The organism is Arthrobacter sp. Bz4 (assembly GCF_003075455.1).
Classification (GTDB): Bacteria; Actinomycetota; Actinomycetes; order Actinomycetales; family Micrococcaceae; genus Arthrobacter_D.
Window position 1 is genome coordinate 1 of record NZ_QDAE01000024.1, and the last position, 14830, is coordinate 14830.

Here is a 14830-nt window from a genome sequence, read left to right on the forward strand (position 1 = left end):
TCACCCAGCTCAGGGCCGACGTTCTGGTGGATGTCCTGACCAGTGCCGGACCCACCGGCGATCATGAAACGGGCGCCGAGGACAACGGCGGCAACGATGGCAAGAGCGACAGCAAATCGACCGGGTCCAGCGGATCCAGCCAGTCGGGGGAGGCCAGTACGTTTTGGGGTGTGCAGGCGAAGGTGTTCGTCACCGTCCCGGTGATGACTCTCCTCGGTGGGGACACACCGGGTGAACTGGAAGGCTACGGTCCGATTGATCCCGAGACGGCACGGAAGCTCGCCGGGCACGCACCATCGTTCACCAGGATCCTCACCCACCCCTTCACCGGGGCCAGGCTGGGTGCTGATGCGACCACGTATCGGGTCCCGCAGGACCTGAAGGATGCGGTCCGGGTTAGGGATGGGACGTGTCGGCATCCGGGGTGTAACCGGTTGGCGGTGTTCTGCGAACTCGACCACACCACCCCCTGGTCCCAAGGCGGGACGACCAGCTACGGGAATCTGGCGGCCCTGTGTAAACGTCACCACATGTTCAAAACCGAAGGCTACTGGCACTACCAACAACCCGAACCCGGGACGATCATCGCGATCTCGCCTGCCGGTGAAACCTACCTCACCACAGCCGACCCACCACCAGCACCACAACCCGACATACCTCCGCCCTTCTAGCCAAGTCAGTTCTCTCCAGTGCTGCCCAAGTGCCTCGATCTACTGAGACAGACCTGACCGCACAGCCAGGGGACTTCACCGTCGGTTCAGGAGCGTCAGTGCCCCCAGCCCCAGTTCATCCGCCACCGTCCGATGCGGCTTTCGCCTTCGGGATTCTGGGGCCGGGTGAAGGTTCTAGGCTGAGATTGACGGCATTTTGGGTTGTGGATAACGGTTTGCAAATCTTTGGATTCGGTTATTCTGGTGTCTTCGATTGGTTCGACTCGCACCGTTTCTCGGGAGTCACAGTGCCACAGCCTCGCAGCACCTTCGGTTCGCGGCGTACGACCGCCGCGCTGGTCATGATCCTTGGTCTTTTGACGGCTGGGTGTCAGGGCGATCCCGGTGCGCCGGGGCCGTCAACTCCGGTCGTCACTACTTCGGCCGACACGTCGCCGAGCCCCTCCCAAGTCCCCACCATCACGGCACCCACCACGCCCGAGCCGAGCCCCGCATCGTCTGATGGCCCGGCGGCGAACATCCCGGTGCCGGAGAAGCCGCCCCTGGCCGATGAGAATTCGGTCGAGGGCCTTGAAGCCTTTACCGAGTACTGGTTTGAGCTTTTCAGCTACGGATATATCACCAACGACTGGGCTGAGTTCCTGGAGATCACTGACACTGGGTGTGGGACATGTATGAATGTCGTCGAGGGCGTAGAGGACCATTTTTCTACTGGCGGTTGGGTAGCTGGTGGTGACGCAGAGGTCATTAGCTTTTCGTCTGAATTCGAAGCCAACACAGCTGGTTCGATCAATTCATTTGTCGAAGTTGGGCAGGACCGGGTGACGATGTTCTCCCCGTCTGGTGGTGAAACGGGGGAGTCACCGCCGTCCGATCCGAGCATCGACGTCGTGATCGCTATCTATGAGGAAGACCGATGGATCATGCTCGACTTTGGATCCCCCGAGGGGACATGAGTCTAATGAAATCAGTGTTTCAGTTTGGTGCGATTGCGGTGTTGGTGGGGCTTATTTTCTCGCTTTTGACGGCGGCCCCTGTTCGAGCCTCCGAAAGCGAGTCGGGGATCACGTTCGACGAGTCCGATGTCAGCGCGAGGAACGTTACCCGTCAATCTGTATCGGGTTCGGAAGGAACAAAGTCGACCGAGTCCTCGGACGCCTCGAGTGCCAATCTTCCGGTGGATGACGGGGTGGATTACACGTATGAGCGGGTGTGTACTGCTGGGGCACAGGATTTTATGGACCCTGCGTATTGCGTGCAGTTGAATGCCCAGTGTGATGCGCAGGCGGATGGGGTGTTGGTGCAGTGGATTGAGGTGAATCGCAATGTTAGTCCGCCGACGCGGACCGCGACGGGTCGTAGTGGTTGTTTGTATCCGGGGGCCCCGCCGACCGCCCCGACGGCGGCGACGCTGGAAGAAGCCCCTATCGTCATTACGTTGACCGAGTTTGAGAGCCAACCGATTATCGCTGCCGGCGTGTTTTCCCAGCCGGATCATTTCGGACTGCGGAATGCGCACAGCAATCTTTATGCCGTGGCGCAGGAGCAGGAGTTCACGTTTGAGTTCCAGAACGCTCAGATTCGGCTTCGTGCGTGGCCAGTGTCGTATGAGTGGTCGTATGGTGACGGTTCGAGCCTGGTCACCACCGATCCTGGGTCGGCGCTGCCCGGGGACGGCATCGACGTTGAGACTTTAACTAGCCACAGGTATTCCGAAACGGGCGACTACCTGGTCGGGCTGGATACGCTCTTCGCTGGGGATTATTCGGTGGATGGTGGTCCGTGGTTGCCTGTTGCGGGTCAGGCAAGGGTTACTTCGGAGCTGCATTTGATGAGCATTTGGCGCAGTGAGCGGCATAGCGTGGCGGAGACCTGTTTGGAGAACCCACAAGGTATCGGCTGCTGACCCACAGATCTTCACCGGCCGAATCGTCCTGCACCGCAAGTGCCAATACTGGAGGTGCCAGCATTTATGGTTAGTCAGGGCTGTGGGGCGGAATCCCGTGTGCAGGTGTTGCGGGTTCGAGGCGTCTAGGCCAGCCAAGTCGAACGTTTCAGTGGGGGAGGGGCGGCCCAAAAGCCAACCCAGTTAGTGTCCACTAACTGGACGAGGTGTCCATATAGTGAGACGCCAGGTGTCGCCGTTTGACACCCCCAAAAGGTGAGTGGAAACTACAGATATGCAGTTCGAATCCGTAGTAGTCCTTCTTACCAAGCGCGTGGCCTAAAGCCCGACTGGTAACACTACGTCACGCGCAACCCCTCACGGAGCCAACCAGGCTGAGGGGTTTTTTTGTTCCCATCCGACGCAAAGCGCACGACACCCGCATTACACGAGCAGTATCGATTCATCAAGGAAGTCACCAATGTCCAAGGGATCGCCCTCCAGCCCCGCGCTGATGGCCAAACCAACCGCTCCGGCGGCCCCGGCGCGCAGCCACACCCGTGACTCAGTGCAAGCCGTCCAGCCCACTGCCGTCCGAGGCCCCAACACTGTAGTTCCGCCCACAGAGATGCTCGGATCGGAAGCGATCGTCCGCTCTCTCGAGGAGCTAGGCGTCGACGACATCTTCGGCCTTCCCGGCGGAGCCATCCTTCCGACTTACGATCCATTGCTCGCCTCCACGAAACTCCGGCACATCCTGGTGCGCCACGAGCAGGGCGCCGGGCACGCGGCCCAGGGCTATGCCATGGTGACCGGCCGGCCGGGTGTCTGCATCGTCACCTCCGGCCCCGGCGCCACCAACCTGGTCACCGCCATCGCCGACGCCCACATGGACTCCGTTCCGATGGTCATCATCACCGGCCAGGTCAACAGCGCAGTGATTGGCTCGGACGCGTTCCAGGAAGCCGACATCGTGGGCATCACCATGCCCATCACCAAGCACTCCTACCTGGTCACCAAGGCTGCCGACATCCCTCGGATCATTGCCGAGGCCTTCCATATCGCATCCACCGGCCGCCCCGGCCCGGTGCTCGTCGACATCTCCAAGGATGCGCAGCAGGCGACGACGACGTTCTCCTGGCCGCCGAAGATCGACCTGCCCGGCTACCGGACAGTGGTTCGCGGTCACTCGAAGCAGGTTCGCGAGGCAGCCCGGCTGATCAGCGAATCCCAGCGCCCGGTGTTCTACGTGGGTGGCGGTGTCATCAAAGCCCACGGTGCCGCTGAACTGTTGGAACTGGCCGAGCTTGTTGGCGCACCCGTAGTCACTACGCTGATGGCGCGCGGCGTGTTTCCCGATTCGCACCAGCAGCACGTCGGCATGCCCGGCATGCACGGCTCAGTGTCAGCCGTGACCGCGCTGCAGCAATCGGACCTGCTCATCACACTGGGCGCCCGGTTCGACGATCGGGTCACCGGTGTCCTGTCCACCTTCGCACCCGGTGCCAAGGTGATCCACGCGGACATCGACCCCGCCGAGATCTCCAAGAACCGCACCGCCGACGTTCCGATTGTCGGCTCGGTCAAAGAGATCATGCCCGAGCTCACCAACGCCCTGCGCGAGCAGTTCGCCGCCACCGGTGCGCCGAACATTGACGCCTGGTGGACCATGATCAACCGGCTCCGCGAAACCTACCCCATGGGCTACACCCAGCCCGACGACGGCCTGTCGGCACCGCAGCACGTGATCAAGCGGATCGGCGAGATGACCGGACCCGAAGGGGTTTACGCCGCGGGCGTGGGCCAGCACCAGATGTGGGCTGCACAGTTCATCAAATACGAGCGCCCTCACGCCTGGCTGAACTCCGGTGGCCTCGGCACCATGGGATACGCGGTGCCCGCGGCAATGGGTGCCAAGGTGGGTAATCCGGACCGGGTGGTCTGGGCGATCGACGGCGACGGCTGCTTCCAGATGACCAACCAGGAACTGGCCACCTGTGTGATCAACAACATCCCCATCAAGGTGGCAGTCATCAACAACTCGTCCCTCGGGATGGTCCGCCAATGGCAGACTCTCTTCTATGAGGGCCGGTATTCGAACACTGACCTGAACACGGGTCATGACACTGCCCGGGTACCCGACTTTGTGAAGCTGGCCGACGCCTACGGGTGTGCGGGCCTCCGCTGCGAACGGGACGAAGACATCGATGCCACCATCGCCCAGGCGTTGGAGATCAACGACCGTCCGGTGGTCATCGACTTCGTTGTCAGCCGCGACTCAATGGTGTGGCCGATGGTCCCCTCGGGGGTCAGCAACGACCTCATCCAGATTGCCCGTAATATGACCCCAGACTGGGAGCAGGAGGACTAACATGGCTCGTCACACGCTTTCCGTTCTGGTGGAGGACGTTCCCGGCGTCCTGACCCGCGTCGCAAGTCTCTTTGCGCGCCGCGCGTTCAACATCAATTCTTTGGCAGTTGGCCCCACCGAGATCCAGGGTATGTCCCGGATCACGGTAGTGGTCGAGGCCGAGGGTGACCTGCTGGAGCAGGTCACCAAACAGCTGAACAAGCTCATCAACGTGATCAAGATTGTTGAGCTGGTTCCCGATTCCTCCGTGCAGCGCGACCACATCCTGGTCAAGGTACGGGCAGATGCCGCAACACGGCTGCAGGTAACCCAGGCAGCCGACCTGTTCCGCGCATCGGTGGTCGACGTCTCAACCGACGCCTGATCATCGAAGCCACCGGCACCGCCGAAAAACTCACAGCACTCCTGTCAGTGCTGGAGCCGTTCGGGATCCGCGAAATTGTTCAGTCAGGAACCCTGGCCGTTGGCCGCGGGGCAAAGTCCATGAGCGACCGCGCCCTACGCAGCGCCTGACACCTAACGGCAGTTCCACCCAAAAGACCACAAGCTGGACTCCAGCAAGAAAACACACAGGAGAAAACCAAGTGACTGAGTTGTTCTACGACGACGATGCAGACCTTTCAATCATCCAGGGCCGCACCGTGGCTGTTATTGGCTATGGCAGCCAGGGGCACGCGCACGCGCTGAGCCTCCGCGACTCCGGCGTCGACGTCCGTGTTGGCCTCAAAGAAGGCTCGAAGTCCCGCGCCAAGGCGGAGGCCGAGGGTCTTCGCGTGCTGAGCGTCGCTGACGCCACCGCCGAGGCCGACCTCATCATGGTTCTCACCCCGGACCAGGTGCAGCGCCACGTGTACGCGGAGGACATTGCCCCCAACCTGCAGGCCGGCGACGCCCTGTTCTTCGGCCACGGTTTCAACGTCCGCTACGGCTACATCAAGGCACCCGCCGACGTCGACGTCGCTCTGGTTGCGCCCAAGGGCCCCGGCCACATTGTGCGCCGCGAGTTTGAAGCCGGCCGAGGCGTCCCCGATCTGATCGCCGTCGAGCAGAACCCGTCCGGCAAGGCCCGCGAACTGGCGCTGTCCTACGCCAAGGCCATCGGCGGCACCCGCGCCGGAGTCATCGAGACCACCTTCACCGAGGAAACCGAAACCGATCTCTTCGGCGAGCAGGCAGTCCTCTGCGGTGGCGCATCACAGCTCATCCAGTACGGTTTCGAAACCCTGACCGAGGCCGGCTACAAGCCGGAGGTCGCCTACTTCGAGGTCCTGCACGAGCTGAAACTGATCGTCGACCTGATGGTTGAAGGCGGCATCGCCAAGCAGCGCTGGAGCGTTTCCGACACCGCTGAGTACGGCGACTACGTCTCCGGCCCCCGCGTCATCGACCCCTCGGTGAAGGAAAACATGAAGGCTGTCCTCGCCGACATCCAGAGCGGTGCCTTCGCCAAGCGCTTCATCGACGACCAGGAAAACGGCGGCAAGGAATTTGCCGAGCTGCGCAAGAAGGGTGAGGACCACCCGATCGAGGCCACCGGCCGCGAACTGCGGAAGCTCTTCTCCTGGATCAAGACGAACGACGACTACAACGAAGGCTCAGTAGCCCGCTAGATACGGTCGTTTCCTCGACACAGCAACAGCACTCGGCCAGGGCCCTTCGGAGTCCTGGCCGAGTGCTGCGCTGTGGCGTCGTCCGGCCCGCTGAGTAACAAAGCGGGCCCGGGCGCACCGCCCATTTAGACTTGCCACATCCCCCCGAATTGTCTAACTCACACAGCACAGCAGCGAAGGATCACCCCCGTGACCAGCAAACCCGTAGTTCTCCTTGCCGAAGAGCTGTCCCCAGCCACTGTTGAGGCCTTGGGCCCCGACTTTGAGATCCGGCAGACCGACGGTTCGGATCGGGCCCAGCTGCTCGCCGCAATTGTCGACGTCGACGCCATCCTCGTCCGCTCCGCCACCCAGGTGGATGCCGAAGCCATCGCCGCAGCGCCGAACCTGAAGGTCATTGCCCGCGCCGGCGTCGGCCTGGACAACGTCGACATCAAAGCCGCCACGCAGGCGGGCGTCATGGTGGTCAACGCGCCCACCTCCAACATCATCTCCGCCGCCGAGTTGACCGTCGGCCACATCCTCAGCCTCGCCCGCCACATCCCGCAGGCCAGCGCAGCGCTCAAGGGCGGCGAGTGGAAGCGTTCCAAGTACTCGGGCATCGAACTGTACGAGAAGAAGGTCGGCATCATCGGTCTCGGGCGCATCGGCGCCCTCGTCGCGGCCCGCCTGCAGGGTTTCGATACCGAAATCCTCGCCTACGATCCGTACATCACCTCGGCCCGCGCCGCCCAGCTCGGCGTCCAGCTCGTCACCCTGGACGAGCTCCTTGAACAGTCAGACTTCATCACCATCCACATGCCGAAAACCCCCGAGACGCTGGGCATGCTTGGCGAGGCCGCCTTCAAGAAGATGAAAACCTCGGCTTACGTCGTCAACGTGGCCCGCGGAGGCCTCGTGGATGAGGCAGCGCTGTTCACCGCGTTGCAGTCCAACGAGATTGCCGGCGCCGGCGTCGACGTTTTCGTCACCGAGCCCAGCACCGACCTGCCGTTCTTCACCCTCGACAACGTGGTGGTCACCCCGCACCTCGGCGCGTCCACCGATGAGGCGCAGGAAAAGGCCGGCGTATCGGTTGCCAAGTCGGTCCGCCTCGCTCTGGCTGGTGAACTGGTGCCCGACGCCGTCAACGTGGCCGGCGGCGTCATCGCACCTGAGGTGCGCCCGGGAATCCCGCTGATCGAAAAGCTGGGCCGGATCTTCACCGCGCTGACCCACGACTCGCTCACCCAGATCGAGGTCGAGGTCGCCGGCGAAATCGCCTCCCTGGATGTGAAGGCGCTGGAGCTCGCAGCCCTCAAGGGGGTCTTCACCGATATCGTCTCCGAGCAGGTTTCCTACGTGAACGCTCCGATCCTCGCCGAACAGCGGGGCATCAACACCCGGCTGGTCACCACCCCCGAATCGGAGGAGTACCGCAACGTGCTCACCATCAGGGGCGCGCTGTCGGACGGATCTCAGATCTCGGTAGCGGGCACCCTGACCGGCCCCAAGCAGATCGAGAAGCTGGTGGGCGTCAACGGCTACGACCTGGAAATCCCGATCAGCGAGCACCTGCTGGTCCTGCTGTACCAGGACCGTCCCGGCGTGATTGGTACCCTCGGTCGCCTGCTGGGGGAGAAGGAAATCAACATTGCCGGCATGCAGGTGGCCCGCAACACTGAGGGCGGCCAGGCACTCTCTCTGTTGACCGTCGACAGCGCGGTTCCGCAGGACGTGCTCGACGCCCTCAAGGAAGCGATCGGCGCGACGGTGGCACGCGAGGTGGATCTGCAGAGCTAGCCACCCAAATGCTTCAGGGCCTCTCTCCGCGACAGCGGCGAGAGGCCCTTTTCATTGTCCTGAACGAAGGCCAGCACCCAGCCGGGATCCGTCTTCGCATACTCCCTCAGCGCCCACCCGATCGCTTTGCGGATAAAGAATTCCTTGCCGTAAAGACTGTCCTCAAGGTTCACCCCGACGACGTCGGCCAGCAGCGCAGCGTTGGTTTCCCCCTTGCTGGGGAGCTGGCACAGGATCGCCGTCCGGCGTACCCAGAGGTGGCCGTCGCGGGCCCAGGACCGCATCAGCGGCGTCACGGTTTCCGGCGCGGCCCGCAGGATAGGTCCCACACCGCGACTGGCGATCACGTCGATGAAGTCCCACCAGGCGCCGGTCTCCACCAGTTGGCGGTACAGCGTGAGGGTCTGCTCATCCTGATAGCCGCTGTAGCGGCGGTGGGTCAGAAGGGCGACGGCGGCGTACCGTTCCTCCCGAAAAGTTGCCCCGTCCCACAGTTGGCGGACCGCCCACTCCCACTGGGCCCGGTCCGGAAGCGGGTGCGCAGTGAAGACTTCCCGGCAGATCACTTTGAGCGGCTGGGACGACACCCCGAGATAGGGCATCGCGGATTTCATGTACGCCTGCATCCGGGGCGCCTTCGCGGGGTCGGCAACGGTTCGCAGCCGGTCGCGTACGGCAGCGACCAACTGTGTTGCTTCAGACGCCGGCCCGGGGGCGGAACCGTCGTCGTCGTGCGCCAGATCAGGGACCATGCCACGGACGTTACCAGCGGGCTGCCCGGTCACGAAGCGACAAGGGACAGGAAAACAGGGTAATTTCTTTAGGTGACATCCACAGAGCAGCTGCCCCCGTATTACCTCACCACCGCGATCTCCTACCCCAACGGGATCCCGCACATCGGCCACGCCTATGAGGCGATCGCCACCGACGCACTGGCCCGGTTCAAGCGCCTCGACGGCTACGACGTGATGTTCCTGACCGGCACCGATGAGCACGGCCTGAAGATGCAGCAGACCGCCGACCGCGAAGGCATCCCCGTCCGTGACCTAGCCACCCGCAACGCCCAGGCGTTCCAGGCCATGAACGACGACGTCGGCAGCTCCTATGACCGTTTCATCCGCACCACTGACGCCGACCACTACGCCGCTGCCTCCGCCATCTGGAAGCTGATGGAAGCCCGCGGCGACATCTACCTGGACAAGTACGCTGGCTGGTATTCGGTGCGGGACGAGGCGTTCCACAGCGAGGACGACACCGAGGTGCGCGACGACGGCGTCCGCTACGCCACCGAAACCGACACCGAGGTGACCTGGACGGAAGAGGAAAGCTATTTCTTCCGCCTTTCCGCCTACCAGGACAAGCTCCTTGCCCTGTACTCCGACCAGCCCGAGTTCGGTGCGCCCCAGTCCCGCTTCAATGAGGTCATCAGCTTCGTGAAGCGCGGCCTGGAGGACCTGTCCATCAGCCGCACCACCTTCGACTGGGGAGTGCCGGTCCCCGGCAACAAAGACCACGTGATGTACGTCTGGGTGGACGCGCTCACCAACTACCTCACCGGCGTCGGGTTCCCCGATACCGAGTCGGAACGCTTCAAAAAGTACTGGCCAGCCGACGTCCACGTTATCGGCAAGGACATTTCACGCTTCCACGCCATCTACTGGCCTGCGTTCCTGATGTCCGCAGGGCTCGAGCTGCCGAAACGGATCATGATCCACGGATTCCTGTTCAACAAGGGCGTGAAGATGTCCAAGTCGCTGGGCAACACGGTCGCGCCGAAGGACTGGGTGGAGCAGTACGGCCTCGACCAGGTCCGGTTCTTTCTGCTGCGTGAGGTGCCCTTCGGTGCTGACGGGTCCTACAGCCATGAGGCGATCGTGGGCCGGATGAACTCCGACCTCGCCAACAACCTGGGCAACCTCGCCCAGCGATCATTGTCGATGGTGGCCAAGAACTGCGACGAGCAGGTGCCCTCGCCGTCGTCGTTCGCGCCGGCCGACGAGGCGATCCTGGCGCAGGCCAACGGGCTCCTGGAGTCGTCCCGTACCGCGTTCGACCGGCAGGAATTCTCCCGCGCGCTGGAACTGAGCTGGGGAGTGCTGGGCGACACGAACGCGTACTTCGCCGACCAGCAGCCCTGGGTGCTCCGGAAGACCGACCCCGAGCGCATGAACACGGTGCTGTACGTGACGCTGGAGGTGCTCCGGATCGTCTCGATCCTCGCTCAGCCGGTCATGCCCGACGGCGCCGGACGGCTCCTCTCGGCGCTGGGCCAGGGCACCGGGCCCGACGACGTCGCCCGCCAGTTCAGCGCAATCGCCACGCCGCTGGTGGCCGGCACGGCGTTGCCGGCACCGGCGCCGATCTTCCCGAAGTACGAAGAGCCCGCCGAGGGCTAACCTCGTCGAACAGCGAGAGCTGGCGACTCGCACGAGCTTTGGGGCGGGTTTAGCGGGCCGCCAGATCTCGCGTCTCGGCGGGTTTGTTTGGCAGGCGGCTAGTGGTCGCCGGAGAGAAAACGCTCGGGCGCCGTCTCCCGCATCACGTTCGCGAGTTGTTCCTGCTGTTTGCGGGCCCGATCGGCCAGGTGGCGCAGCTGTTCGGCGTCCAGTTCGGTCGAGCCAGCCTCGGTGAGGGCGCCCAGGGTTTCCCACATGCATTCCTTGCCGCGGACAATACTCTGCAGCGCCTCAAGTTCCAGCTGTGCGCCGCCGCCCTTGTCCGAGCGGCGGAGGTTCAGGGGATTGAGTTTGCTCAGCTGCGCGCCAACCTGCGCGATGACCATCTTGACCTTGCTCGGCGTGTAGCCGAGGGAGCTGATGATCTGCGCGAGTTCGTCCCGTTCGCCCGAGATCTCCTTGGTCAGCGAGGCGAAGGTCTGCTCATGCTTGGTGCCGCGCCAGGATTCCTGGGCCGTCGAAAACAGTTTCACTCCGGAAGCAGATGCCACCAGGTGGTCATCCAGGTAGGCCGACAGCCTGCTGGAGTCAGCTGGGTTCGAGTTGCTGCGGGGGGTCGGGGAGTGATCCATGGATAAACCTTTCGAACGGAACCTGCAAAGAATAATGACCCCCATCTTCGCAGGTTCCGCCCGGCTTGGCCCGGCTCGGCACACCCGGGATTCACGCCGTCAGGGTCACGCCGTCGCGAGTCCCTCGACCGGTGACAGCCGAGCGCCCGGCGGGCCGGCAGCACCGACGCCAACAGTGCCGCGACGACGGCGACGGCGACCACCCCTACCAGCTGCGCCCAGGGGATCGACGGCGTGACCGGGGTGATTGCACCAAGCGCCGACTGCACGCCCAGCCACCCATACACCACCCCGAGCAGGCACCCGAAGGCGGCAGCGACGCCGGCAATGAGGACCGCCTCGACGGCGAGCATCCCGCGCAGCTGACCACGGGTCAGGCCCAGCGCGCGCAACAGGGATGATTCCCTGGTGCGTTCGAGCACCGACAGCGACAGTGTGTTCGCGACGCCGATCAGCGCAATCAACACCGCGACGGCCAGCAGTGCCGTGACCACCAGCAGGATGACGTCGATGATCTCGTTGAAGGAGACCCGTTCAATAGCAGCGCCATTGACCTGATATTCGGAAACCCTCAGCGCCTCGACAATCTCGGACCGCAGCCCAGTCACTCCGGCAGCATCAAGTGAGTCATCGAGTTTCAGCCACAGAATGCTCGTCTCATCGCCCAACGCCGCAACGCCCGGCAGAGGAGCCGCCCCGAGCGCCGCCGCCGTGGCCTCAGTGATGGCCGGAACGAAAATCTGGGTCTGGGCTTCCCGGACCGGGAGAGTGACGGATCCTGTCGCACCCTCGAGCGTCACCTCGGTGAGCCCGGAGTCCTGCGGCATGAACACCACGTCGTCCACCAGCTCAAGTCCAGTATTGCGAAGCACGGACTCCGCCTCGTCGGGGGAGATGGCGTACACGGGCAGGGTGCCGGCTGCCTCGTCGGAGACAGCAGCGACCGACAGCGCCATCGCCGCATCCACGCCCGCCAGCTGCTGAACTGTTGTCACGGCAGCGTCAGCAGCGGCAGCGTTTCCGACCTCCTGGACCGCGAGGTCCACCGGGTAATTGGCGCCGAGCTCGGCTTCAAACGCGGCCCGCGAGGTGTGGGCGCCGGCCATCATCATGGTCACCAGGGTGACGCCCACCAGCAGTGCGCTGGCGGTGGCAGTGGTCCGGGCCGGGTTGCGGACCGCATTGAGCGCCGCGAGCCTACCCGGCACTCCCAGCGGTGCCGCGAGCCGGCCGACGGCTGTCACGAGGGCAGGCAGGAACAGGGAGGCGCACAGCAGCACGCCCACAAAGGAGAACACACCGCCGGGTAACGCGATCAGCAGTGCCGATGAGACGGCGCCCACCCCGAGCAGTCCGGCGCCGAGCAGCACGAGCAGCAATCCAATGGCCAGCCGTATCCTGCCCTTGCGGGTCCCGGTCGTGGCGTCCTCGGCGGGACGTAGCGCCTCGAGGGGGGCGACTGCGGTCGCGGCCCGGGCCGGGACAAAAGCGGCAGCCAGGGTCATCGCGAGGCCGACGATGAGGCTCACCAGGATGGCCGAGACCGGGATGGCCAGGGTGGCGAACTCGGTACCCTCCTGCGCGGCTGCAACAGAGACGAGGGTAAACATCACTCCTGCGGCGAGAAGCACCCCGAGCACCGAGGACACGAGCCCCACCACAGCGGCTTCGAGCAGGACCGAGTGGCGGATCTGACGCCTTGAGGCGCCAATGCAGCGCAGCAGCGCAAGGTCACGGGTTCGCTGTGCCACCAGTACTGAGAACGTGTTGGAGATGACCAGCACGGTCACCAGGACGGCGACGACGGCGAAGGCCAGCAGGATCACCGTCAATTGGTCAGTCCCTCCCGAAAGAGCCGCCACATCTGCAGTCACCTGTTCGGCGCTGGTGCGAACCTCGGCCGAGACGCCTGCTGCTGCGAGCGCAGCTGTGGCATCGGCACTGACGGCTGAGGGATCGGCAGTTCCGAGGAGGGCCAGCTGGGCGGTGGTGGCCTGGGGCGGTTGCTCGCCGGGGGACAGGACGCTCAGGGTCTGCACCAGGTCCGGCGCGGCGTAGACCTGCGGCAGACCGGAGAGATAAGGGTCGGCCGAATCCTCGGTGATCCCCGTGAGCGTCACCGTGACGGTCATGGGAGGGGGTGCGTCGCCGCCGACGGGCGAATAGTAGGACTGCTCCAGAGCGTAGGTGTCGCCCACCGTCATCCCCAGCTCGGCGGCCGACGTCTTGTCGATACTGATTCCCGAACCGTCGGCGGGGAGGGCCCCCTTGACCATGGTCGAGTTTTGAAGTTCAACCGGGGCGGTGCTCAGGACGAATACGTCCGCCGGCCCCGAAGGAAGCTGCAGCGTCGAGAGGGTCCGTTGCGCGGCGTGGACGGCCGACACCCCGTCAATACCGGACAGCAGCTGCTCGGTTTCCAGCGCTGACTGACCGCCGTCGCCGACGGTGACCACCAGGGCAGCCTTCGCGTAGGTGGCCCCGATGCTTTGTTGAAGGGTCGCCTGCGTAGTGCCTGAGACCATCAGGGTCGCGGCCAGGAAGCCGACGCCGAGCATCACGGCCAGCCCCACCGCAACAAACCGCCTGGCGTGAATCCGGAGTTGGGCAAGTGCAACCTGCAGCATCGCCTAGGCCCCCAGTCCGGCGAGAGCCTGCGAGATGACGTCGGGTGTGCTGCGGTCCAGCTGACCCACCAATTCGCCGTCGTTCATCAGCAGGACGCTGTCGGCATAGGAAGCGGCCACGGGGTCGTGGGTCACCATGATGATACTCTGCCCCATTTCCCGCGTACTGCGGCGCAGCAGGGAGAGCACCTCGGCGCCTGAGCGGGAATCGAGGTTGCCGGTGGGCTCATCGCCGAACAACACGTCGGGGCGGGTCAGAAGGGCGCGGGCCACCGCCACCCGCTGCTGCTGGCCACCGGACAGCTCATGCGGCCGGTGCGTGAGCCGGTCGGCCAAGCCCAGGGTGGCACAGACCTCGGTCAGCCACTGACTGTCCACCGTGCCACCAGCAAGCGCCATCGGCAGGGTGATGTTTTGTTCGGCGGTCAGCGTGGGGATCAGGTTGTAGGCCTGGAACACGAAACCGATCCGGTCCCGCCGCAGCCGGGTCAGCTCATTGTCGGACAGCCCGGTGAGTTCGGTGTCCCCAATCCGGACGCGGCCGGAGTCCGCGGTGTCCAACCCTGCCAGGCAATGCATCAGGGTGGACTTGCCGGACCCCGAGGGGCCCATGATCGCCGTGAAGCGGGCGCATTCGAAGGTCACGCTGACCTCCTTCAGGGCATGCACGCGGGTGTCGCCACGCCCATAGGTTTTGGAAAGCGAGTCGGCTGACGCGGCCGGCTGGGAGGCAGCGGACGACGTCGAAGGGTGGTCGGCGGTATTGGCGGAAATTCTCATGCTTCAACGCTAGGGCGGCAGTCTTCGTGGCGGATCAGCCTACGGTCCGGTCTCCGCTGCTGCCTTCCTCATCCCG

The 14830-nt window shown here is 64.1% G+C and carries 11 protein-coding genes and 1 pseudogene; 8 read left to right on the plus strand and 4 right to left on the minus strand.

The window, feature by feature from the left end; genetic code table 11:
- The 7 genes and pseudogenes from DDA93_RS14070 to serA form a co-directional block, all read left to right on the plus strand.
- Positions 1-671 (plus strand): HNH endonuclease signature motif containing protein (locus tag DDA93_RS14070; RefSeq protein ID WP_133185538.1); only part of this gene is annotated, 671 nt, incomplete at its 5' end.
- A 287-nt stretch (positions 672-958) separates the two neighbouring features.
- Positions 959-1627, plus strand: coding sequence for a DUF6318 family protein (locus DDA93_RS14075; RefSeq protein ID WP_133185540.1), 669 nt, complete (start codon positions 959-961; stop codon positions 1625-1627).
- A 5-nt stretch (positions 1628-1632) separates the two neighbouring features.
- Positions 1633-2577 carry a hypothetical protein gene (locus DDA93_RS14080; RefSeq protein ID WP_133185542.1) on the plus strand — a complete coding sequence of 315 codons (945 nt, stop codon included), beginning with the start codon at positions 1633-1635 and terminating at the stop codon, positions 2575-2577.
- Positions 2578-3037: 460 nt separating this feature from the next.
- Positions 3038-4927: an acetolactate synthase large subunit gene (locus tag DDA93_RS14085; RefSeq protein ID WP_116779122.1), complete on the plus strand. Its 1890-nt coding sequence runs from the start codon at positions 3038-3040 to the stop codon at positions 4925-4927.
- A 1-nt stretch (position 4928) separates the two neighbouring features.
- Positions 4929-5440, plus strand: a pseudogene (gene ilvN, locus DDA93_RS14090) (acetolactate synthase small subunit).
- A 71-nt stretch (positions 5441-5511) separates the two neighbouring features.
- Entirely contained in the window at positions 5512-6537 is a 1026-nt protein-coding gene (gene ilvC, locus DDA93_RS14095; protein ID WP_116779123.1) for a ketol-acid reductoisomerase, read from the plus strand.
- Positions 6538-6726: 189 nt separating this feature from the next.
- A complete protein-coding gene (gene serA, locus DDA93_RS14100; protein WP_024476082.1) occupies positions 6727-8319 on the plus strand; it encodes a phosphoglycerate dehydrogenase in 1593 nt (530 codons plus the stop codon).
- Here serA and DDA93_RS14105 read toward each other — a convergent pair.
- Complete coding sequence (locus DDA93_RS14105; protein WP_207771353.1) at positions 8316-9071, minus strand: DNA alkylation repair protein; 756 nt, start codon at positions 9069-9071, stop codon at positions 8316-8318. The two genes, serA and DDA93_RS14105, sit on opposite strands and share 4 nt — an antisense overlap.
- Positions 9072-9143: 72 nt before the next feature.
- Between DDA93_RS14105 and metG the strand changes: the two genes are divergently transcribed.
- Positions 9144-10715 carry a methionine--tRNA ligase gene (gene metG, locus DDA93_RS14110; RefSeq protein WP_116779124.1) on the plus strand — a complete coding sequence of 524 codons (1572 nt, stop codon included), beginning with the start codon at positions 9144-9146 and terminating at the stop codon, positions 10713-10715.
- A 98-nt stretch (positions 10716-10813) separates the two neighbouring features.
- Here metG and DDA93_RS14115 read toward each other — a convergent pair whose 3' ends face one another.
- Genes DDA93_RS14115 through DDA93_RS14125 form a run of 3 tightly spaced genes read right to left on the minus strand, consistent with a single transcriptional unit; the run spans position 10814 to position 14754 of the window.
- The gene (locus DDA93_RS14115) at positions 10814-11248 is read right to left on the minus strand and encodes a hypothetical protein (protein ID WP_243400648.1); all 435 of its coding nucleotides are present in this window, start codon (positions 11246-11248) and stop codon (positions 10814-10816) included.
- Complete coding sequence (locus DDA93_RS14120; protein ID WP_243400650.1) at positions 11245-13974, minus strand: FtsX family ABC transporter permease; 2730 nt, start codon at positions 13972-13974, stop codon at positions 11245-11247. The genes DDA93_RS14115 and DDA93_RS14120 overlap by 4 nt, the downstream gene beginning before the upstream one ends.
- A 3-nt stretch (positions 13975-13977) precedes the next feature.
- Entirely contained in the window at positions 13978-14754 is a 777-nt protein-coding gene (locus DDA93_RS14125; RefSeq protein ID WP_116779126.1) for an ABC transporter ATP-binding protein, read from the minus strand.
- Positions 14755-14830: the final 76 nt, after the last annotated feature.